Origin of the sequence: Streptomyces sp. NBC_00057 (genome assembly GCF_045041165.1) — a bacterium.
In the GTDB taxonomy this organism is placed as follows: domain Bacteria; phylum Actinomycetota; class Actinomycetes; order Streptomycetales; family Streptomycetaceae; genus Streptomyces.
Genome location: NZ_CP108256.1, coordinates 4806534 through 4826037, shown reverse-complemented (window position 1 = coordinate 4826037; position 19504 = coordinate 4806534). Strand labels below are relative to the sequence as shown.

Here is a 19504-nt window from a genome sequence, read left to right as displayed (position 1 = left end):
CCCAGACACGTCCGGGTTCCGGTCCGACGGCCGGTCAGCGATACCGCCCCGAGCCGCCCCTTCCCTGCTGCTGCCCGCCAAGCCGCTTGAGGAAATCGGCGACGAAATTCTCGACCTCACTCCTGCGAGTCTGCAATCCACCAAGCGAACAAAAGTCTTCACTTGTAGGGAAATGTCTGACACCCGTCACCGACAACAGGGAACGTTCCGATGCGGGTTTGCTCGTCGCAGCGTGGACCAGGTGCGGACCGCCGGAGGTGGCGAGGACACCGGAGGCCAGGCTGCGTGCAGGTCGTTCACGAGTCGGAACCTTCCCGCAGCACCCTCTTGAAGCCGTTCCCACGCGAACATCGAGTATCGAGTGAGGTCACACACATGAGGAAGCACCACGCGAAGAGGTCCCGCCGACGGACGGCCATTGCTGCCGTCGCCTTGGGAGCCGTGGGAACCATGGGCGTCGCGGAAACCGCGGAAGCCACAGGTGTGCCCTCCGCCGCCGCCTCGGCCGTCTTCGGCGCTCATGCGAAGGAAGCCGCCCGCCTGCTGAAGCTCGTCAACAGCGCCCGCAGCGCGGTCGGTTGCTCGCCGCTGACGTTGAACGCGAAACTCACGAAGGCCGCCCGGAAGCACAGCGCGGACATGGCTTCCCACCGGAACATGTCCCACACCGGCTCCGACGGCTCGGCCCCGGGCGACCGGATCACGCACGCCGGATACGACCGGAGTGCGTACGGCGAGAACGTCGCCTACGGCTACACCACCCCCGAGAGCGTCATGGCGGGCTGGATGAGCAGCCCCGGCCACAAGCGCAACATCCTCGACTGCTCGTTCAAGGAGATCGGCGTGGGCCTCGCGCAGCCCGGCAACTACTGGACCCAGGACTTCGGACAGCCCGACAGGCAATCGGCCCGGTAGGCGCCCCGCTCAGCAACCACCCCTCTCATTCGCAGCCGAGGGAGGTGCGCGCGGCCTTGGGGAAGCGGTCCCAGATCAAGGACTTCTGGAAGAAGGTCCTCGCCGCTTCGTCCTTCGGGTCCCTCGTGCGCCACTCGAAGGAGAGGCTGTCCATGGCGAAGTAGGTTTCCTTGCCTCCGCAGACGGCCCTTTCGAATTCGCGCTCCCTCGCCGCGGGGAACAGCGCCGGATTCTGAATGATCGCGAGACGGGCGAAGGTACCGCTACGGTCGGTCCGCTTGCGGACGTCGCCGGGCTCATCAAGGCTGAGATCGCAGAACCATGCGTCGTCACGGGAGCCCGAGGTCTGTTCCTGTACGGGGGTGCCCGCCGGGGCCGCGGCGGCGAGGGCGAAGCCGGGGAGCCCGCACACCTTGGCCGGGTCGGTCTTTGTCAACGGGGAAGCCGGAAGGTAGCGGGCCGCACCCGCTGTCGAACCGGAGGCTGGCCGACAGTTGTGGGCCCCGGCGATCGCCCGGGCGGCGCGCTCCGCCATGCGGGAGAGTTTCACCGGGTCGGAGACGCTCCGTTCCACGAGCGTCCGCAGCACCACGGGGCCACCCGTGATCGCCCTGTCCCCCAGTCGACTGCAGGAGGCGGGGAGGGACACCCAGCCATTGCCGTACGTGTCGAAGGCGCCGGGAAAGGCGCCCGACACAATGAGCCGGTCGCCCGAGACGGTCCACCCGGAGTCGACAAAGGGATCGTCCGCTCGGTTGGTGGAGATCACGAGACGGACTTTCGCGTCGTCGCTGCCCGGCAGCCAGCCAGTCTGTTCCAGCGTGCATTCGCTGGGGAAGGCGGAACTGCTGGTCACCCGGCCTTGGCCACCGAGGCCCTGCCGCGCGTCCTCACTGCTCAGCCAGCCGTCGCACAGCTCCCGAGGACCGAGCGCGTTGGTGTTGGTTGCCACCGTCAAACCGGCCACCACGGCCAGAGCGCACAAGAGGGCGGAACCCAGCCACAGCCGACGGCGCTTGCGGGGTGCATCCGTGGTCACGCGTGCTCATTCCCATCCGAGGTAGACCGCCGCGTCTCCGCGGGAGCCCGAGTACGACTGCTTCGCTTCGTCGCGCATGGCCTGCCATGCGTCCCAGTTCGGGTCGTTCTTCTCGTTCTTGTGGTCGTTGACGTCCACGCCCCGGTCCTTGGCCCAGGCGTCGATGAGACTGTATGTGCCATTGACACCGGCGCTGTAGTGGTCGGAGTTCTTCTCGACGGCAGCGGAGTTCGCCGCGTCGGCGACGTCCTTGGACCACTCGTAGGTCGCCGCGTCAACTAGGCGCTGCGCGGTGTCGCCCAGGACCGGCAGACCAGTGATCGGGGCGCCGATCGCGTGGTAGGCGTAGCGGGCCTGGTCATTGACTTCGGCGATCTTGCCGTCGCGCTGGTCGAGGATCACGTCGGAGCCGATGGAGTTCATGGCACCCATGACCTGACCGAGGTCGCTGGCCGGGTTGATCCAACGCAGCTGTCCCTCGCCGCCCTGTGCCGGAGCATTGGCCAACTGCTCCATCGCGTAGTTCCGCTGCGTGGTGTAGAGCAGGTCGGCTGTGTCGGCCTCTTCGGTGACACCGCGCATGATCCGCATGAGCGAGCCCTTGTCGACGGTGATCCCGGCCTCGGCCTCGTCGCCCGAACCGTCCTGCCAGATGCCGTCAAGGCCCTCCGGGCTTCCGTACCTCCCGCCGTCGTTCTCCGCGAGAATGTTGTGGTTGTCGGCCGCGTAGTCTGCCAACGCGTTGGCCAGGTTCTGGTGCATGTTCTTGGGCACGCTGTCGCCAGCCGCACCGCTGTCGAGGTACTCGATAGTCCCCTGCATGACCCGGGCCTGGCCGGGCGTGTGGGGGCCGGGCCGGCCATTGGACTCTCCCTCTGCCAGTGGCGGATGCCCGGTGGTGGCAGCTTCCAGCGCGGCCCCGAGTCCGGCGTGGCTGTACGGGTCGTCGACCTCCACCCTGGGATAGTCAGTGAGCAGGAGTTTCGGCCAGTCGCGGGACTTGTCGCCGGTGCTGGTCAGATACTCCAGCCGGTGGTTGCCCTTCTCCGGGTCCTGGCCGGGGTCGAGGAAGGTAGTGGCGGTTTCGGGGTCACGGCTCATCACGCCGAGCAGGGTGTCGATGGCATCGGCACGGATGCCGTCGTGGCCGGCGCCCCTCTGCACGAAGAGCTCGTGGTCCTTCTTCTCTGCGGCGATGAGATCGTCGCCCAGTCCATACAGGAAATCCGGATCGAACTTGTCATCGGCCGTGTTCATCATGCTGACGAACGTGGAGTAGCCAGTGACCGGGTTGGATGCCGAGCCGAAGTTCTTGGTGCCGTTCTCCTTGAGGTCCTTGGTGAATTCCTCGTAGAACGCGCGGTCCTGATCGTTCCTCGGCTTCTGCGTCGCGCTGGCCACTGTATTACCCAACTCGCGCTGCGTTTGCAGAAGTTGGGTGCGGTTATTCTTGTCGCCGTCGTATGCCATCTCGAACAGCTTGTTACTGAGCCTGATGGAGCCGTCCGCGCCCAGCGCCTTCAGGAAGGGCTGGCTGAATTCCTTGTTGCCACTGTTGTCGCGCAACGCGCGTTCAAGACCAGCGAGTTCCTTGTCAGACACCTTTTCGCCCGAGTTCAGCTTCATCGCGGTCTCTGCGACGGCGTCGGCCTCGTACTTCTCGATGTCGCCGGTCGCCCTGGAGTTGAAACCGTCCATGGTGCCGTCAAGCGGGTCACTGTCCTGCATCGCGGCTTTCAGGGCCAGGGTGAATCCATCGTCGGCGTCACTGACGGCGCGGACGGCGCTGGCTATGTGATCGGTCCAGGATTGCTCGGTGTCGCGCAGTCCCGGGTCGTGATGGGCGGTGAAACGTTCCTGTTCGGTGACCTTGCTGTAATCGAAGCGAGCCTGGCCCTGGTCGGAGACAGCCATTCCGGCCTTGACGGCCTCCGCGACGGCAGCCTTCACCTTGGCCCGCAGATCGACGAACTGGGTGTGCGCGTCCCGGATCAGTGAGGCGACTGCCTTCGCCTCAGTCTGCGCGGACCTGTATTCCTTGAGGGTTACAGTGAAGCGCTTGTTGGCCGCATCGGCACTCAGACCAGACCAGGACTGTCCCAGGCTGATGCCGTGAACATCCTTTTTGTAAGCGCTCTCAACCTTCTCGAACTCGGCGGCCATCGCGTCCCACTTCTCGGCCGCGGTAGTCAGTGCGGACAGGTCAGTGGTCATGACTTCGTGGTAGCTCGGCACTTCTGGATCCCCGGAATCAGTTGATGTCGCTGAGCTTCGACACACCTTTGAGCCGGTTGCCGACGCCGATGTCGTGGCTCTGGAACCGGATGCTGGTGTCGCGCAGCAGCGCGCTCTCCGAGGCCAGCCGCTTGCACAGCGCTTCGACCTGCTTGTCCCAGTCCTTGTCAGCCTTCTTCAGCGCGCTCGATGTGGCCCAGCCGTCCCCGTCCTTGGCTCTGAACGCCTTGACCGCCGCGCTGTTGGACTCGTCCGCCCAGTTACCGGCTTTACGGGTGTCCTTGAGGATGGGCCCGTCGATGGCGTCGGCAGCAGCCTTCTTCTCAGCCGGAGTCGACGCGAAGTCGGGCGTGGCGACGGACGGGGACGGGTGCGATCCGCCGATGTCTGCGGGAAGTTGGTTGAGCCGCATCGACGTAGAGCTGTTGTCGCGGGCCTCTGCCTTCAATTATTCCCACTCGTCCCAGGCCATCGATGTCGCCCCTCCCCGTGCGCACTTGCGTGCAGAAGCTCGAATTCCTACACAAGCATGATGCATCGAGCGACTTCAAGGCCGTGGACGAGGGTCTTGAGTCCGACCCCCGGACGCTTCGGGCGAGCAGTCCCGAGGCCTACGCCGCAGAGCGCCAGAGCCGCCAACGTCCTGTTGATCCTCGCGATCCGTTGATCCGAGTGACAGTGGCGTGAGAGACCATGCGAGCGTACGACACTGTCGTCATAGGCGGCGGACCCTCGGGAGTTCCTGCCACTGTTCAAACCGCTCGGCTCGGCGCCCGCACGCTGCTGGTGGAGAAGAACGCCGGGCTGGGTGGCACGACCACGAGTGCCAACGTCGCGTTCCCGGGGCTCTTCCACGCCTGGGGCGAGCAGGTCATCGGCGGGATCGGCTGGGAACTGGTGTGCAGGACCGTCGAGTTGAGCGGCGAGGAGCTGCCGGACCTCCGCGACGACGAACATCCCTCCGGCCCCGCCGTGCCCCGGCGCGGCCCAGGCACTGCCGGAGCGCGGCACTCGCGCCGCCGACCTGTTGCCCGATCCGGACTGGAGCGCCCCTTCGTGGCTACCTTCCTTTACCGGCTTGGCCGCTTTTCCTTCCGGAGACGCCGGCTCGTCGCCCTGCTCTGGGTGGCGGTCCTGGCCGCCTGCGCGTTTGCCGCGGCCAGGGCGACGGCCGCCCCCAAGGACGGTCCGCGCCAGGAACGCGTCAAGGAATCCGGCCCGGGAATCCGAGCCGTGCGGGCCGAACGCAGACTGGAATGGTCGGCCGGAGCCACCGGCGTACCGGAGAAGCTGTGAACCACAGCGAGGTGGATCATGGGATTTCCGCTTCGTGACCGCATCGCACTGGCTGCCGCCCTGATCGGCCCCTTCCTGGCCGCACTGGTGCTGGCGCCCTTCCGTACGAGCATGTCGGGCACCAACCTCGCCCTGCTCCTGGTCGTCGTCGTGGTGGCGGTCTCGGCCATCGGGAACCGCTGGGCCGGGGCCGGCGCGGCGCTGTCGTCCGCCGCGTGGTTCGACTTCTTCCTCACCCAGCCGTACCAGCGGTTCAGCATCGCGGGCACCAGGGACGTCGAAACGGCTGTCCTGCTCCTGGTCGTAGGGGTCGCGGTTTCGCAGCTGGCTGCTCGTGCCCGCCGCCTGCGGGTGATCACCATTACCGATGCCGACTACCTCGCCCGGATCCACGACACCGCACTGCTCGTCCAGTCGGCCACCTCTCCCGACGCGGTGGTCGACCATGTCCGGCACCAGCTCGTGGACCTACTGCACCTGCAGGGGTGCCGTTTCGAGTACGGAAGCCTGCTGGGACAGCCGCCGAGGCTGGAGCAGGACGGCAGTGCCGTCGTGGGGCACCGGCGCTGGGACGTCGACCGCGACGGCTGGCCGGAGGGCGAAATCGAGCTCCGCGCCTCGGCGAGCGGCCACTACTCCGGCCGGTTCATGCTCCGGCCCGCTCCCGGAACCGTCCCGTCGTTGCAGGCACGTCTCGTGGCCGTGGCCCTTGCCGATCACGCCGGTGCGGCGCTCGACACCGCGGGTCCGGCCGTGGACCGCTGATGGCGTGACGGCCCGGCCGTGGCCCTGACCGGCATGTGCACAAGTACAGACGGTGTACGCCACCGGGGTCGGCGGCCCCGTTTCCAGCGCGCGGGCAGGCGGTCGGCTGGCTAGCGTGAAAAGCCGGACAACCCCACCGAGCACGAAGGAGTCGACGTCATGGCTGTACACCCGGAGGGCACGCCGTGCTGGGCCGACGCGATGTTCCCCGACCTCGACGGAGCGAAGAGCTTCTACGGTGATGTGCTCGGCTGGACGTTCGGCGAGTCCTCGTCCGAGTTCGGCGACTACACGCAGGCGTACGCCGACGGCAAGGCGGTCGCCGCCGTCGTGCCTCCGATGCCCGGCCAGGAGGGACAGTCGGCCTGGTGTCTGTACCTCGCCTCACCGGACGCCGCCGCCACCGCCGCGAAGATCCGCGAGAACGGCGGCGAGACGCTGATGGACCCCATGGAGGTGGGCGAGTTCGGCACGATGCTGCCGGCCCGCGACCCCAGCGGTGTCGTCTTCGGCGTGTGGCAGGCGGGCAGCCATGAGGGCTTCGAGGCCCAGGGCGTGCCCGGTGCGTTCTGCTGGGCCGAGGTCTTCACCCGGGAGCCCGAGAAATCGGACGCCTTCTTCTCCGCCGTCTTCCCGTACAGCATGGTGAAGATGGAGGACGAGGCCGTCGACTTCAGGATGTTCAACCTCGGTGACAAGACGGTCATGGGGCGGATGAAGATGGGCGACGAATTCCCGCCCGAGGTGCCGCCCCACATGAATGTGTACTTCACCGTCGCGGACTGCGACGCGGCCGTGGCGAAGGCGACCGAGCGCGGCGCGATCCTGCGGTTCGGCCCGATGACCATGCCCTTCGGCCGCTTCGCCGCGCTGACGGACCCGCAGGGCGCGGCGTTCTCCGTGATCGACGTCAACACGACCGAGGGCGAGGTGCCCAAGACGTCCCCGGTGTCCTGACCGGTCCGGGACCACGGGGCCGTGCGGATTCGTACACCGCGACCACCGCCTGGGTGCGGTCGCGCAGTGCGGGACGCGTGAGGGGCGGGTGCCCCGGCTTCCTCACGCCCCCAGCCGCTCCAGCAGGGCGGGGAGATCGGCGAAGGAGTCGATCACATGGTCCGGGGTGCCTCCGGCCGCCCGGTTTGTCTCGGGGAGATACTTGCCGGTCCTGACGAGTACCCCGGTGAGCCCGGCGCGCTGGGCCGCAAGGACGTCGGACTCGATGTCGTCACCGACCATCAGTGCGTGGGACGCGGTGGCGCCGAGGTGTGCCAGGGCCGTGGCGAAGAACGACCCGGCGGGTTTGCCGGTGATCTCCGCCTCGACGCGGGCGGCTCGCTCCAGCCCCAGAAGGAAGGCCCCGGTGTCGAGGTCGAGCCCGGCGGCCGTGCGCCAGTACATGTTCCGGTGCATGGCGACGAGCCGGGCACCGCGCTGCACGTGGCGGAAGGCGCGGTTGAGAGCCGCATAGGTGAAAGCGTCCCCGGCCCCGCCGAGGACGACGACATCCGGCGCCCCGCCGTGAGCCGACCCGGACTGAGCCGAACCGGACTCCTCCTCGTCGACGAGTGTCACGCCCGTCAGATCGTCCCGGACGTCGCCGGTGTTGATCAGCAGGCAGCGGGCTCCGGGATGGTGTTCGCGCAGGTGAGCGGCGGTGACGGCGGGGGCGGTGAGAATGTCGTCGGCGGAGACGGGGAAGCCCTCGCCCACCAGCTTCTCGGCGATCGAGGCGCGGGTGCGGGAGGTGGTGTTGGTGACCAGCGCCAGCGGGATGCCCGCCCCGCGCAGCCGTTCCATGGCCACCACCGTGCCGGGCAGCGCCTTCCAGGACACCGTGAGCACACCGTCGATGTCGATCAGGACCGCTCCGATTCGTTCCATGCAACCGACCCTGCCCGAGTTGCGCGGCCGCCGCACATGGAGTTGTTTCGAAGTAGGGAACCAGGTGGGGTGTGTACTCATGTGGTCCCTGACTCTCCCCTGGTTGGGGGTGAACAACCGTGTTGTTCGCCGATCGCGAGGACGCGGGACAGCAGCTGGCCGAGGCGCTCCGGCATCTGGAGCGGGAGAGCCCAGTCGTGCTGGGCCTGCCCCGTGGCGGAGTCCCGGTGGCCTTCCAGGTGGCGCAGATGCTCGGCGCCCAGCTCGATGTGATCGTGGTCCGCAAACTCGGCGTGCCGCACCACGAGGAAGTGGCGTTCGGCGCCATCGGCGAGGGCGGGGTGCGGGTCATCAACGAGGACGTCGTCAGCCACCTCCGGGCCGGGAAGCAGGATCTCGCGGCGGTCGAGCGGGTCGAGGCGGCGGAGCTCGTACGCCGGGCGCAGACCTACCGCGCGGGCAGGCCGCGGACGCCGCTCGAAGGCCGGACCGTCATCGTCGTGGACGACGGCGTCGCGACCGGCGCCACGGCCGAGGCCGCCTGCCAGGTGGTACGGGCACAGAACCCGGCACGTCTGCTGGCGGCCGTACCGGTGGCACCACCGGACGCGGTCGCCCGGCTGCGGCAGTGCGCGGACGAGGTGGTGTGTCTGTCCACGCCTCGCCTGTTCTTCGCCGTCGGCGAGTGGTACCGGGACTTCTCGCAGACCTCCGACGAGGAGGTCGTCTCCCTGCTGGCACAGGCCCGGTACACCGGGCATGTGCCGCCCGGCAGCGACTGAACGGCCGACGGCCGGGCCGCCCCCGCCTGTGAAGCAGGCGGAGCGAAGGACGTCCGCGACTGCGCGGAGCCGCACCGCATCGGGCGCCGCCCCGCGCAGTCCATTCAGTCCGCGCAGTGGACGTCCCGCTCCGGCCGCGTCCCCGTCGTCAGGAACGTGCTGACCGCGCGGTCGCCGCAGGCATTGCCGTTGCCCAGGTAGAGGCCGTGCCCGCCGTGGTCGACCGCGACCAGGCGGGCCCGGTCACCGAGGGCCTCGCGCATCTTCAGGGCGCCGGAGTACGGAGTCGCCGGGTCGCGGAGGCCCTGGATCATCAGGATGTTGGACGGTCCCTCGTCCGTGATCCTGGTCGGCCGCTCCACGGGCGCGTCCTTCCAGAAGGCGCACGGTGTGACGTTCACCGGCATCCCGGCGGTCAGCGGGTGCTTCAGGCGGTCCGCGGCGACGGCACGCCCGTACGACGGGACCGTGCCGGACCAGCGCACGTCGTTGCAGACCACGCCGATCGTGACCGCCGCGTCCGGGTCCGGCAGCGGCTGGGCCAGTTCGGCGGGCAGGACGGGCTTCACGGAGGCGTCCCGGGCCGCTTGGACGAGTCCGGCCAGCCGGGCGAAGGCGCCGTCGCTGTACAGAGCGTTCTGGAGCGCCTGGCGCAGCCGGTTGCCGGTCAGCGGGACACCCGCCGTGGTGGTCTCCTTCGGCTCACGGTCCAGCCGCACCGCCAGCTCCAGGACCAACGGCCGTACGTCCTCGGCACGTTCGGCCAGCCGCAGCCCCTCCGCCTTCCGGGCCGGATCCGCGGCCCATCGTGCGAAATCGGGGAAGCGGTCGTCCGCGCCCACCGCCATGTTCGCCAGCCAGCCCTGCTCGACGCGCGACGGGTCGGGATCGCCGCTGCTGTCCAGCACCCAACGGTCCGTGTGCTGCGGGTACTTCTGGGCGTACAAGGCACCCACATAGGTGCCGTACGAGCTCCCCCAGGCCGACAGTTTCTTCTCGCCCAGCGCCTGCCGGAAGCGGTCGATGTCCCGTACCTCGTTGGCCGTGGTGAAGCTCCGCAGCCGTGCTCCGCCGTTGCGGGCGCACGCCTCGGCGACGCGCCGCGACCGCTGCACGTTCTCGGTGATCGAGCCGTCGGCAGCGGGCCAGGACCGCAGATTCACCAGCTCCCGGTCCTCCGGGGCGAGCCCGCAGCTCGCCTTCGGGCTTCCGCCGGTGCCGCGCGGGTCGAGACCGACGATGTCGTACTGCCCCGCCGTCTCCCGCTGCAGCCGCTCCCCCTTCTGTGTCACCCGCTGCACCCCTGACGAGCCGGGGCCACCGGGGATCACCAGCAGCGTCCCGCGACGGGCCGAGGGGCGGTCGCTGCGCACCCGGGTCACCGCGAGGCCGAGCTGCGGGCCGTCCGGTCTCCGGTAGTCGAGCGGCACGGGCAGCTCGGCGCACTCCTGCGCGGCGGGGCCGCCGTCCTCGGCACACGGCTGCCAGTTGAGCGCGGGGACGGAGGCGGTGGCGGGAGCGGCGGTCCCGGCGACGCCGTCGGCGTGGGCCGGCGGGGTCACGACCCCGGTCAGAGCGGTGGCGGCAGCGGTGACGGACAGGGCGATGAACGCGGCAGATCTGCGGTGAGTCGTCATGCTGCAAGCCTTGTTGAGCCGAAGGCCCCGGCCCATCCGGGAGGCATGACGGCACGGGGTGGGGTTAGCCCCCGAACTCCCCGCCCGAAATCAGTGACTGTCCCTTCCGAACAACAGCTTCCACGGCGCGAGGGCGGACTCGATCTGCACGCTCAGTCCGAGCTTCGATTCGCCCTCGACCCGCTCCTCGAATCGGATCGGCACCTCGACGATCCTCAAATGGCGCCTGACCGTGCGGTAGTTCATCTCCACCTGGAACGCATAGCCGTTGCTGCGGACCGAGGACACATCGATCGCCTTCAGCGTCGATGCCCGCCAGGCCTTGAACCCGGCGGTGGCGTCCTTCACCCGCAACCGCAGGATCGCGTTCACATAGAAATTCGCCCATGCGGAGAGCGCCTTGCGGTGCCAGGGCCACTCCGTGGCGAGCGAACCGCCCGCCACATAGCGGGAGCCGATCACCACGGCGGCATCCCCGGCAAGCAGCGTCTCGATCATGACCGGGAGTCTCGACGCCGGGTGGGAGAGGTCGGCGTCCATCTGGACCACCACGTCCGCACCCTCGGCGAGTGCGCGGGTCATGCCCGCCACGTAGGCACGTCCCAGCCCGTCCTTCTCCTTGCGGTGCAGCACGCCGACCGTTTTGGCGGTGTCGGCCGAGAGCTTGTCCGCGACCTCGCCCGTGCCGTCCGGCGAATTGTCGTCCACCACGAGAATATGCAGGTCGGGCAGGCCCAGATCCATAAGGAGATTCACGAGGACGGGCAGGTTCGTCCGCTCGTTGTAGGTGGGCACGACCACCACGATCTTCGGTGAGGTCTTCTCCACGGCCATTTCCTCGTGCCCCCTTGAGGTGCTCCTGCGTCCCCCTGCGTCATCCCCGGATGTTCTCCGGTTCGTTCCCCGGTTCGTTCCCCGGTTCGTTCCCCGCGCAGGATCGCGCGAGCCTAGCATCCGGGCATCCTGACCCGACAGAAAGCGGAATTCTTCATTCTGCTCTGCATCCGCCGAACAAGGCACCTCGAATTCACCACGAGAACTGCAGGTGGCGCCGGATTCCCAAGCCGCTCGTCACACTTTCCCGCCGGCATCCGTCAGCGGTCTCCCTTTTCGGTACCGAGTGGCGGGTGACGGGCCCGACACGCTCCTTCGGGGCGGCGGCGATAGCCTGGTGCGTGTAGCAGGCAGGAGACATGTAGGTATGGGAGCCCGGAATCCCCAAGGCTCCGTCGTCGCGGTGGTCGCGCTCGGCGGTGCACTCGGAGCGTGTGCCCGCTACGGGGCCACGCTGATCTGGCCCACCGCCCCGGGCGGCTTCCCCTGGACGACACTGATCGTGAATGTCGTCGGCTGCGCGGTGATCGGCGTTTTCATGGTGGTGATCAGCGAGGTGTGGGCGGCGCACCGGCTGGTGCGGCCGTTCTTCGGTACGGGGCTGCTGGGCGGGTTCACCACGTTCTCCACATACGCGGTGGACATCGAGCGCCTCGTCGACGGCGGCCGGGCCCGTACCGGCCTGGCGTATCTGGGACTGACACTGTGCGCGGCCCTCGCGGCGGTGTGGAGTGCGGTGTGGGCAACCCGCCGCGTGCTGGCGTGGAGGCAGTCATGACGACGCCGAACACGGAACGGGCACTGCGTCTGACGGTCCTCGTCGGCGAGTCCGACGGGTGGCACCACAGGCCGGTGTACACGGAGATCGTGCACCGGGCGCACAAGGCGGGGCTGTCGGGCGCGAGTGTGTTCCGCGGGATCGAGGGGTTCGGCGCCTCGTCGATGATCCACACCCAGCGGCTGCTCTCACTGAGCGAGGACCTGCCGGTGGCGGTCGTGATCGTGGACGCGGAGGAGCGGATCCGTGCGTTCCTGCCGCTCATCGAAGAGCTGGTCACGGACGGCGGTCTGGTCGTCCTGGACAGTTGCGAGGTCGTCCGCCACGGCGACGGCCGGGAGCGGAACCGGTGAACTGGCTGCTGGTGATCGGCGGTGCGGCGGTCGGGGCACCCCTGCGGTATCTGACCGACCGGGCGGTGCAGTCCCGGCACGACACCGTCTTCCCGTGGGGCACCTTCGCGGTGAACGTGACCGGATCGCTGATCCTGGGCCTGCTGACCGGCGCGGTCGCGGCCGGAGCCGCCTCCTCCCACCTGCAACTGCTGCTCGGTACGGGACTGTGCGGGGCGCTCACCACGTACTCGACCTTCAGTTACGAGACGCTGCGGCTGGCCGAGGACGGGGCGAAGTTCTACGCGGCGGCCAATGTGGTGGCGAGCGTGGTGGCGGGGCTGGGCGCGGTGTTCGCCGGTGTCTCGGCCGCCGAGGCGCTGTGGTCGTAGGGGGCGAAGGCCGCGAGGCAGCCGTGCCGGCGCAGGGCGCCGCAGAGACGGTCGGCGTCCCCTGCCACCGCAATGCGAGACGGTGGCAGGAGAACGCCGTTGAGGAGGAGCCGTCACCGGCGCCGGGCGATTCAACCCGTTCCACGCCGACAGCGGTCCGTCAGCCGCCGACCCTAGGCATCCGGCCCCTCCCGCACCGCACACCACGCGGGCGGCCAGCCCGGCACCACTCCAACAGCAGGCACCCGGGATGCTCGCGGGGGCCCGGGCATCACCCGACCGGGGGCCTTGATCCAAAGGGCGGCGGCGAAGTCCGGGAGGTGTTCTCCGTACATTCCGAGAACGACGTGACCGGTCGCGGCGGGTCGGGGCCCATCACCCGGCCCTCGCCGTCCCGCGTCCGCACGCCCCCACCACCACGACCCCGCGCGCCCCGCGCTGTGCAATTCATGGAGTCTTCGCCCGGCTGTCGCCCTTACGGACCGGTTCCTCCCCCACTCCGCGGCTAGCTTGCAGACGATCACCCGACGTTCGTCCTCCGCGGAGACATCCATGTGCAGCCCCCTCCACCAGCCCGACGGACCGCTTCTGCCCGGCGCGAGCCGTCGTACGTTCCTGCGGGCAACCGCGCTCACCGGTGCCGCCACCGCAGCCACGGGGCTCGCGTCCACCACGCCCGCCGCGGCTCTTCCCCAGCAGAACACCGGTGCCGTCACAGCCGGTTGGCGACCCGACCCCGAGAGCCCCAGGTTCACGCTCGTCGTCATGCCGGACACCCAGTACCTCTTCGACGGGGCGAGCATCGACAGGGCGCCGGTCGAGGCGTCGTTGCGTTACGTACTCGATCACGGGCGCGACGAGAACATCGTCTTCCTGTCCCATCTGGGCGACCTCACCGAGAGCGGCCAGGCAGGCGAATTCGCGGCGATCGGCGAGGCGTTCGAGCTGCTCGACCGGCGGCGGGTCGGCTACAGCGTCGTCGCGGGCAACCACGACATCAACTCGTCCACCGACGACCGGCGCGGCCGCACCCCGTACCTGGACACCTTCGGTCCGCAGCGGATGCGGCGCCTGCCGACGTTCGGCGGGGCGACCCCGGACGGCTACAACACGTATCACCTGTTCCGCGCCGCCGGGCGCGAGTGGCTGGTGCTGGCGCTCGACTGGCGGCCGTCGGCGGCCGGGCTCGCCTGGGCGAAGGACGTCATCGCCCAGCACCCGGACACGCCGGTCATCCTCACCACCCACGAGCTGGTGTACGCGGACGCGGACGGCGACGAGGCCGAACTCTCCGACCACGGAAAGCATCTGTGGGACGAGCTGATAGCCGGGCACGACCAGATCTTCCTCACCCTCAACGGCCACTACTGGCCCGCCGGGCGCACCACCCGCAAGAACACCGCGGGCAACGACGTCCATCTGCACATCACCAACTACCAGAACCGCTACTACGGCGGCAGCGCCATGATCCGCCTCTACCGCTTCGACCTGGCCAGGAACACCATCGACGTGGAGACGATCTCCCCGTGGATCCTCGGCCGCGCGGGCGAGAGGCTCAACGACCTGGAGCGCGGCGAGATCGAACTGACCGGTCCGCAGGACTGCTTCGCCGTCCCCATCGACTTCGAGAAGCGCTTCGCGGGCTTCGCGCCCGTGCCCGTGCGCAGCCCCCGCCCGGCGAAGCAGCTGCTGATACCGGGCACCGTCGCCTACTGGCGCTTCGACTCCCCTTCGCACCAGGACGGTTCCGCCGCCGACGCCGGCCTGCGCGTCCCCGACCTGTCCGGGCACCGCAACGACCTGGTACGCGAAGCCGTCCCCGGCAGCGCGCCGGACGCGCTGCGCTGGTCCACCGCCCACCACCCCGACCAGCCCGGTCACGGCAGCCTCTACTTCGACGGCTCGAAGCCGCCGCTGCGGGGCGCGTATCTGCGTACGGAGAACAACGCACCGCTCAACACCAAGACGTTCAGGTCCGGTTACACCATCGAGGCCTTCCTCCGCCTCCCCGCCGACTGGGACGCCGGACGCAACGCCTGGAGCGCCGTGCTCGGCCGCCGCGGCACGCTCGGGGCGGCCGGCAAGACCTCCGGCGACCTGGAGGAGCCCGTCGCCACCCTCTCCGTATCGGACGGCCCCGGGCTCCAGTGGGCGGCGGCGCCGCTGAACCAGCCGGGGGCCGTCACCAACTGGAGCCATGAGCTGCTGCGTGAGCGGTGGTGGCACGTGGCGGTCGTCAACGACGAGAAGCACACGACGATGTACGTCGACGGCTGCATAGTCGCCCGCAACCCCGCCACCCGCACCACCGGTCTCGCCACCCTGGGCCTGCCCTGGCTGCTCGGCGCCTATGAGTACGGAGGCAGGCTCGACCAGTTGATGCACGGCTGGCTCGGCGACATCAGGATCGTCGAACGTGCCCTGCCCGTACGGGACTTCATGATCGCCTGAGGATCGCGGCCCCCGGGGTCACGCCGCCCGGTTGGTACGGCGCTGCTTGGCGGCGGCACGCGCCTGAGGCGTGGGCAGGTCCGAGCGGCGCGCCTGCCCGGACCGGACGGGACGGTTGCGCCGGCCCCGGGACGACGCGCCACCGCTCCGGGGCCGCTCGGTCAACGGTGCGGTGATGGTGACGGGCACCCCCGAGGGCGTCCTCGCGCCGGTGATCCGGCTCAGCTCGGCCTCGCCGGAGCGGACCTGGGCGATCTTCGGGATGATCCCGGCGTCGGCCATCAGACGGGTCATCTCACGGCGCTGGCCCGGCAGCACCAGCGTGACGACGCTGCCGGACTCACCGGCGCGGGCGGTGCGGCCGCCGCGGTGCAGGTAGTCCTTGTGGTCGCTCGGCGGGTCGACGTTGACGACCAGGTCGAGGTTGTCGATGTGGATGCCGCGCGCCGCGACGTTCGTGGCGACCAGCACCGTGACGTGCCCGGTCTTGAACCGGGTCAGGGTGCGGGTGCGCTGCGGCTGGGACTTGCCGCCGTGCAGCGCGGCAGCCCGCACCCCACTGTTGAGCAGATGGTCGGTGAGCTTGTCCACTGCGTGCTTGGTGTCCAGGAACATGATCACCCGGCCGTCGCGGGCCGCGATCTCGGTCGTGGTGGCGTACTTGTCGGCACCCTGCACGTAGAGCACGTGGTGCTCCATCGTCGTCACGGCGCCGGCCGCCGGGTCGACCGAGTGGACCACCGGGTCGTGCAGATAGCGGCGGACCAGCAGGTCGACGTTGCGGTCCAGGGTCGCCGAGAACAGCATCCGCTGGCCCTCCGGCAGCACCTGGTCGAGCAGTTCGGTGACCTGCGGCATGAAGCCCATGTCGGCCATCTGGTCGGCCTCGTCGAGGACGGTGATGGCAACCCGGTCCAGTCGGCAGTCGCCGCGCTCGATGAGGTCCTTGAGCCGGCCGGGCGTGGCGACGACGACCTCGGCCCCGCCGCGCAGTGCACTGGCCTGCCGGCCGATCGACATGCCGCCGACGACGGTGGCCATGCGCAGCTTGAGCGAGCGGGCGTACGGGGTGAGCGCGTCGGTGACCTGCTGGGCCAGCTCCCGGGTGGGGACCAGCACCAGGGCCAGCGGGCGTCGGGCGTCGGCCCGGTTACCCGCGGTACGGGCCAGCAGGGCCAGGCCGAAGGCGAGCGTCTTGCCGGAGCCGGTCCGGCCGCGGCCCAGCACATCGCGCCCCGCGAGGGAGTTCGGCAGGGTGGCCGCCTGGATCGGGAACGGTGTGGTGACGCCCTCGGCGGCGAGCGCCGCCAGCAGGGGCGCGGGCATGTCCAGGTCCGCGAAGGCCTCCGCGGCGGGCAGCGCCGGGGTGATGGTCTTCGGCGGCGCGAACTCACCCTGCTTGGCCGCGGGCCTGCGGCCGAAGCCACCGGAGCGCCGGTCGGGCGCGCCGTAACGGCCGCCGCCCTGTCCGCCCTGGCGGCCCGGGGACTGCGAACGGAACCCGCCGCCGGAAGCGGTGGATCCGCCGGAGCGGGTGCGGGAGTATCGGTCGTTCGGGCGAGCTGTGCGATCGCGGTTCATACAGAACCCTTCCTCGATATGGCGCGTATCGAGGAATTCACTGAGCGAACGAGCGGCGCAGGAATCGCAAGAACGGGCCGTTGACATACGTGTACCGAGCCCGGCTGCGAAGAATGAGCCGTACCGGACGCGGGAAAAACAACGAGCTGGGGCCCGCACCCGAAGGTGCGGGCCCCAGCTGCGCACATGCGTCTCAGCGCGTCAGCGCCGGAGCAGCGGGATCAGGCGGGGGTGATGTTCTCCGCCTGCGGGCCCTTCTGGCCCTGCGTGACGTCGAAGTTCACCTTCTGGCCTTCCTGCAGCTCACGGAAACCGCTGGAGGCGATGTTCGAGTAGTGGGCGAAGACGTCAGCGCCGCCGCCGTCCTGCTCGATGAAGCCGAAGCCCTTTTCTGCGTTGAACCACTTGACGGTGCCAGTAGCCATGTTTCTGTCTCCTTCTGGGGCAGTGCCCGGGGATTCGCACTGTGCGGATCCCGCGTCGCCGCGATGATTACCCCATCCGGAACAAAGCACCGGAAAATACAAAAGTGCACTCATCGACACATTAAGCCGAAGAGAGCACTTGGAGTCTTTGGGAACCACAACTGCAACTGCATCCACAGTAGCACGGTGGAAGCGTCCGGGCGCGGCAAGTAATTACACTCCACCGGATACGCCATAAACCCTTGCCGCGCATTGCATGAAATTCTGCGTCGACAGCAATAGATATTCACCCGCCCCCGGCGCCACGTTCACCCGTCCCCAGCGCCGCGTTCACCCGCCCCCGGCACCGCGGAAGCCGGGGCGCACGCCCGGGTCCGTCCTCCTCAGGCGCCCGCCGCCCCGCCGGATTCCGTCGCGGGCCGGCGCAGCTCCGCGTTGAGCCGCAGGGCCTCTTCGAGCTGGTCCTCCAGGATCACGATGCGGCAGGCCGCCTCGATCGGCGTGCCGCCGTCGACGAGTTCACGGGCCCTGGCCGCGATTCGCAGCTGGTAGCGGGAGTAGCGACGGTGGCCGCCCTCGGACCGCAGAGGGGTGATCAGACGGGCCTCACCGATCGCCCGGAGGAAAGCGGGCGTCGCGCCGATCATCTCCGCGGCGCGGCCCATGGTGTACGCGGGGTAGTCGTCGTCATCGAGCCGGTCGGTGGCGCGCGGAGGGGTTCCTGTGGGCATGTGCACCTGCCGCGTATCGCTGACTTCGTTGACCGAAAGAGGAAATCTCATTGTGCGAGCCATCGCTTCTATCATAGCCGCGACAGATTTTCCTGGTCCGGGCGGGGAAATTAGCTGCCCAGAAGCCGTGCAACCGGTCGGCTCCCCTCCGGCGCACCCCACAGACGCGCCCCTCCGGCGCACCCCGCACCGTCCGGTTGATCCGGTTCGACGCAGGTCCGGCGCGGGGCAGGTGCGGCAACGCGGCCCCGCACCCCCAACGCCCACTGACCAGTCGGTCAGTTGATGACACCCTGACCAGCAGTCATAATGTACGTGTAGCCCTTCGCGCATCCCCCGTCGTGAAGGGCTACACCCATATGCGGACCATGCCCCTTTTGCCCGCGACGACTTCACGGGCAGGAGACTCCCCTCGTGGTCCCCTGACCGTGTTTTTTCGAGTTAACAGTGACGTAGATTGCTTGCGCAAGCCCGCTCCCGTGCAGCGTTCCGATCCGCCTCCCGCACCGAGGACGCCGCGTCAGAGTTCGTTACAGTACGAGCCCGTTGACCGACATCGAAGAGCGTGCCGCACCGGTCGGACGGGGGCGGATACGTGGGGGCCGGATGGACAGCGGCGAGGAACGCGCGCCGGAGCTGCGGACGTTGCAGCAGAAGGTCGAGTACATGGTGGAGAAGACGTTCCCCGGTCAGAAGATCTCGGGGCGTGTCTTCGCCGACCTGGTCAAGGTGCGCGGCGGATCCCTCTCGCACAGCTACTTCTCCAACATCCTTGCCGGAAAGGTCACCCAGCCGTCCGAGGACATCCTCAAGGCGCTCGGTCTGGGCTTCGGCGTGGACTGGCGGTTCTTCAAGGAGGAGTCCGAGGTCGTCGACGATGTCGTCGCCGGTCTGCAGTTCCTCGCGAAGCGGCGTACGGGGGAGATCAGCGGACTGGCCGGACGCAGCCTCGACGAGGACGGGCTCCCGCCGGAGCTGCTGCAGTTCGCGCTCTCCCTGCTGGAGGACGCCAGGGGCCGGCGGAGCACGACCGAAGGCGCCACCGCCCACAGCGAGCCGGAGCAGTAGGCCTCCATCTCCCTGCGCGAACTACGCAAGGAGTGCGAGGCCGGGCCGGCCGACCTGCCCATCCCCGCCCCCTTCTCCGTCGACGCACTGGTGGCGAACATGGAGGCGACCCGTGGCCGCACCATCGTGCTGCACGAGATGCCCGACCGGCTGGCCCGCGTCAACGCCGCCTGCGGTCTGCGGCTGAAGACCGGCGGGACCAGCTTTACGCTCTACCGGCGCCGCCCGACCGCGTACCGGACCCAGCACGTCATCCTTAACGAGCTGTGCCACGAGTGGTTCGACCACGGCACCTCCCTCGACCCGGAGCAGCTCAGGCGGCTGCTGCCGGCCTTCGACACCTCGCTGGAGGAGACCGC

18 protein-coding genes and 2 pseudogenes are annotated in these 19504 nt (G+C 69.0%); 11 read left to right on the top strand and 9 right to left on the bottom strand.

All coding sequences use genetic code 11. The features are described 5' to 3' along the window. Window positions 1-450: 450 nt before the first annotated feature. Window positions 451-915 (top strand): CAP domain-containing protein, encoded by a 465-nt coding sequence (locus OG953_RS22715; protein WP_405686495.1) that lies wholly within the window; start codon window positions 451-453, stop codon window positions 913-915. 25 nt (window positions 916-940) lie between these two features. Here the strand turns inward: OG953_RS22715 and OG953_RS22710 are convergent, their stop codons facing one another. Genes OG953_RS22710 through OG953_RS22700 form a run of 3 tightly spaced genes read right to left on the bottom strand, consistent with a single transcriptional unit; the run spans window position 941 to window position 4637 of the window. Then, window positions 941-1954 (bottom strand): hypothetical protein, encoded by a 1014-nt coding sequence (locus OG953_RS22710; RefSeq protein WP_405686494.1) that lies wholly within the window; start codon window positions 1952-1954, stop codon window positions 941-943. Window positions 1955-1960: 6 nt separating this feature from the next. After that, entirely contained in the window at window positions 1961-4168 is a 2208-nt protein-coding gene (locus OG953_RS22705; RefSeq protein WP_405686492.1) for a hypothetical protein, read from the bottom strand. 37 nt (window positions 4169-4205) lie between these two features. Next, window positions 4206-4637, bottom strand: coding sequence for a hypothetical protein (locus OG953_RS22700; protein WP_405686491.1), 432 nt, complete (start codon window positions 4635-4637; stop codon window positions 4206-4208). A gap of 245 nt (window positions 4638-4882) precedes the next feature. Here OG953_RS22700 and OG953_RS22695 point away from each other — a divergent pair, with 245 nt between their 5' ends. The 3 genes from OG953_RS22695 (at window position 4883) to OG953_RS22685 (ending at window position 7207) form a co-directional block, all read left to right on the top strand. Further along, the gene (locus OG953_RS22695) at window positions 4883-5485 is read left to right on the top strand and encodes an FAD-dependent oxidoreductase (RefSeq protein WP_405686490.1); all 603 of its coding nucleotides are present in this window, start codon (window positions 4883-4885) and stop codon (window positions 5483-5485) included. 18 nt (window positions 5486-5503) lie between these two features. Next, the gene (locus OG953_RS22690) at window positions 5504-6250 is read left to right on the top strand and encodes a DUF4118 domain-containing protein (RefSeq protein ID WP_405686489.1); all 747 of its coding nucleotides are present in this window, start codon (window positions 5504-5506) and stop codon (window positions 6248-6250) included. Between the two features lie 159 nt (window positions 6251-6409). After that, the gene (locus OG953_RS22685) at window positions 6410-7207 is read left to right on the top strand and encodes a VOC family protein (RefSeq protein WP_405686488.1); all 798 of its coding nucleotides are present in this window, start codon (window positions 6410-6412) and stop codon (window positions 7205-7207) included. Window positions 7208-7309: 102 nt separating this feature from the next. Here OG953_RS22685 and OG953_RS22680 read toward each other — a convergent pair whose 3' ends face one another. Beyond that, on the bottom strand, window positions 7310-8134 hold the full coding sequence (locus OG953_RS22680; RefSeq protein WP_405686487.1) for an HAD-IIA family hydrolase: 825 nt from the start codon (window positions 8132-8134) through the stop codon (window positions 7310-7312). Between the two features lie 119 nt (window positions 8135-8253). Between OG953_RS22680 and OG953_RS22675 the strand changes: the two are divergent. Then, window positions 8254-8880, top strand: a pseudogene (locus tag OG953_RS22675) (phosphoribosyltransferase); the annotation flags it as partial. Between the two features lie 140 nt (window positions 8881-9020). Here OG953_RS22675 and OG953_RS22670 read toward each other — a convergent pair. Then, the gene (locus OG953_RS22670) at window positions 9021-10553 is read right to left on the bottom strand and encodes an alpha/beta hydrolase (protein ID WP_405686486.1); all 1533 of its coding nucleotides are present in this window, start codon (window positions 10551-10553) and stop codon (window positions 9021-9023) included. A 90-nt stretch (window positions 10554-10643) separates the two neighbouring features. Next, complete coding sequence (locus OG953_RS22665) at window positions 10644-11381, bottom strand: polyprenol monophosphomannose synthase (protein WP_405686485.1); 738 nt, start codon at window positions 11379-11381, stop codon at window positions 10644-10646. Between the two features lie 373 nt (window positions 11382-11754). Between OG953_RS22665 and crcB (OG953_RS22660) the strand changes: the two genes are divergently transcribed. The 4 genes from crcB (OG953_RS22660) to OG953_RS22645 all read left to right on the top strand — a co-directional run bounded on the left by crcB (OG953_RS22660) (window position 11755) and on the right by OG953_RS22645 (window position 15340). Next, complete coding sequence (crcB, locus tag OG953_RS22660; protein ID WP_405686483.1) at window positions 11755-12165, top strand: fluoride efflux transporter CrcB; 411 nt, start codon at window positions 11755-11757, stop codon at window positions 12163-12165. After that, complete coding sequence (locus OG953_RS22655) at window positions 12162-12518, top strand: DUF190 domain-containing protein (RefSeq protein WP_405686481.1); 357 nt, start codon at window positions 12162-12164, stop codon at window positions 12516-12518. Before crcB (OG953_RS22660) ends, OG953_RS22655 begins: the two co-directional genes overlap by 4 nt. Further along, window positions 12515-12889 carry a fluoride efflux transporter CrcB gene (gene crcB / locus OG953_RS22650; protein ID WP_405686480.1) on the top strand — a complete coding sequence of 125 codons (375 nt, stop codon included), beginning with the start codon at window positions 12515-12517 and terminating at the stop codon, window positions 12887-12889. Before OG953_RS22655 ends, crcB (OG953_RS22650) begins: the two co-directional genes overlap by 4 nt. A gap of 552 nt (window positions 12890-13441) precedes the next feature. Continuing rightward, entirely contained in the window at window positions 13442-15340 is a 1899-nt protein-coding gene (locus OG953_RS22645; protein WP_405686479.1) for a LamG-like jellyroll fold domain-containing protein, read from the top strand. 18 nt (window positions 15341-15358) lie between these two features. Here the strand turns inward: OG953_RS22645 and OG953_RS22640 are convergent, their stop codons facing one another. The 3 genes from OG953_RS22640 to OG953_RS22630 all read right to left on the bottom strand — a co-directional run bounded on the left by OG953_RS22640 (window position 15359) and on the right by OG953_RS22630 (window position 18077). Next, window positions 15359-16921, bottom strand: coding sequence for a DEAD/DEAH box helicase (locus OG953_RS22640; RefSeq protein WP_405686478.1), 1563 nt, complete (start codon window positions 16919-16921; stop codon window positions 15359-15361). 221 nt (window positions 16922-17142) lie between these two features. Then, entirely contained in the window at window positions 17143-17346 is a 204-nt protein-coding gene (locus OG953_RS22635; RefSeq protein WP_073727988.1) for a cold-shock protein, read from the bottom strand. Between the two features lie 383 nt (window positions 17347-17729). Next, a complete protein-coding gene (locus tag OG953_RS22630) occupies window positions 17730-18077 on the bottom strand; it encodes a MerR family transcriptional regulator (RefSeq protein WP_405686476.1) in 348 nt (115 codons plus the stop codon). Between the two features lie 606 nt (window positions 18078-18683). On the opposite strand from OG953_RS22630, the gene OG953_RS22625 reads away from it, so the two are divergent. Continuing rightward, complete coding sequence (locus OG953_RS22625) at window positions 18684-19145, top strand: hypothetical protein (RefSeq protein ID WP_405691992.1); 462 nt, start codon at window positions 18684-18686, stop codon at window positions 19143-19145. Between the two features lie 6 nt (window positions 19146-19151). Next, window positions 19152-19493: pseudogene (locus OG953_RS22620) on the top strand (toxin); the annotation flags it as partial. Between the last annotated feature and the right edge of the window lie 11 nt (window positions 19494-19504).

Excerpts from the sequence above, each read along its gene's own strand:
- OG953_RS22635 (WP_073727988.1), bottom strand. The coding sequence starts at position 17,346 with ATGGCTACTGGCACCGTCAAGTGGTTCAACGCAGAAAAGGGCTTCGGC.
- OG953_RS22715 (WP_405686495.1), top strand. The coding sequence starts at position 451 with ATGGGCGTCGCGGAAACCGCGGAAGCCACAGGTGTGCCCTCCGCCGCC.
- OG953_RS22655 (WP_405686481.1), top strand. The coding sequence starts at position 12,162 with ATGACGACGCCGAACACGGAACGGGCACTGCGTCTGACGGTCCTCGTC.
- OG953_RS22630 (WP_405686476.1), bottom strand. The coding sequence starts at position 18,077 with ATGCCCACAGGAACCCCTCCGCGCGCCACCGACCGGCTCGATGACGAC.
- OG953_RS22670 (WP_405686486.1), bottom strand. The coding sequence starts at position 10,553 with ATGACGACTCACCGCAGATCTGCCGCGTTCATCGCCCTGTCCGTCACC.
- OG953_RS22645 (WP_405686479.1), top strand. The coding sequence starts at position 13,442 with ATGTGCAGCCCCCTCCACCAGCCCGACGGACCGCTTCTGCCCGGCGCG.
- OG953_RS22680 (WP_405686487.1), bottom strand. The coding sequence starts at position 8,134 with ATGGAACGAATCGGAGCGGTCCTGATCGACATCGACGGTGTGCTCACG.
- crcB (WP_405686483.1), top strand. The coding sequence starts at position 11,755 with ATGGGAGCCCGGAATCCCCAAGGCTCCGTCGTCGCGGTGGTCGCGCTC.
- OG953_RS22640 (WP_405686478.1), bottom strand. The coding sequence starts at position 16,921 with ATGAACCGCGATCGCACAGCTCGCCCGAACGACCGATACTCCCGCACC.
- OG953_RS22685 (WP_405686488.1), top strand. The coding sequence starts at position 6,410 with ATGGCTGTACACCCGGAGGGCACGCCGTGCTGGGCCGACGCGATGTTC.
- OG953_RS22695 (WP_405686490.1), top strand. The coding sequence starts at position 4,883 with ATGCGAGCGTACGACACTGTCGTCATAGGCGGCGGACCCTCGGGAGTT.
- OG953_RS22705 (WP_405686492.1), bottom strand. The coding sequence starts at position 4,168 with ATGACCACTGACCTGTCCGCACTGACTACCGCGGCCGAGAAGTGGGAC.
- OG953_RS22625 (WP_405691992.1), top strand. The coding sequence starts at position 18,684 with ATGGACAGCGGCGAGGAACGCGCGCCGGAGCTGCGGACGTTGCAGCAG.
- OG953_RS22690 (WP_405686489.1), top strand. The coding sequence starts at position 5,504 with ATGGGATTTCCGCTTCGTGACCGCATCGCACTGGCTGCCGCCCTGATC.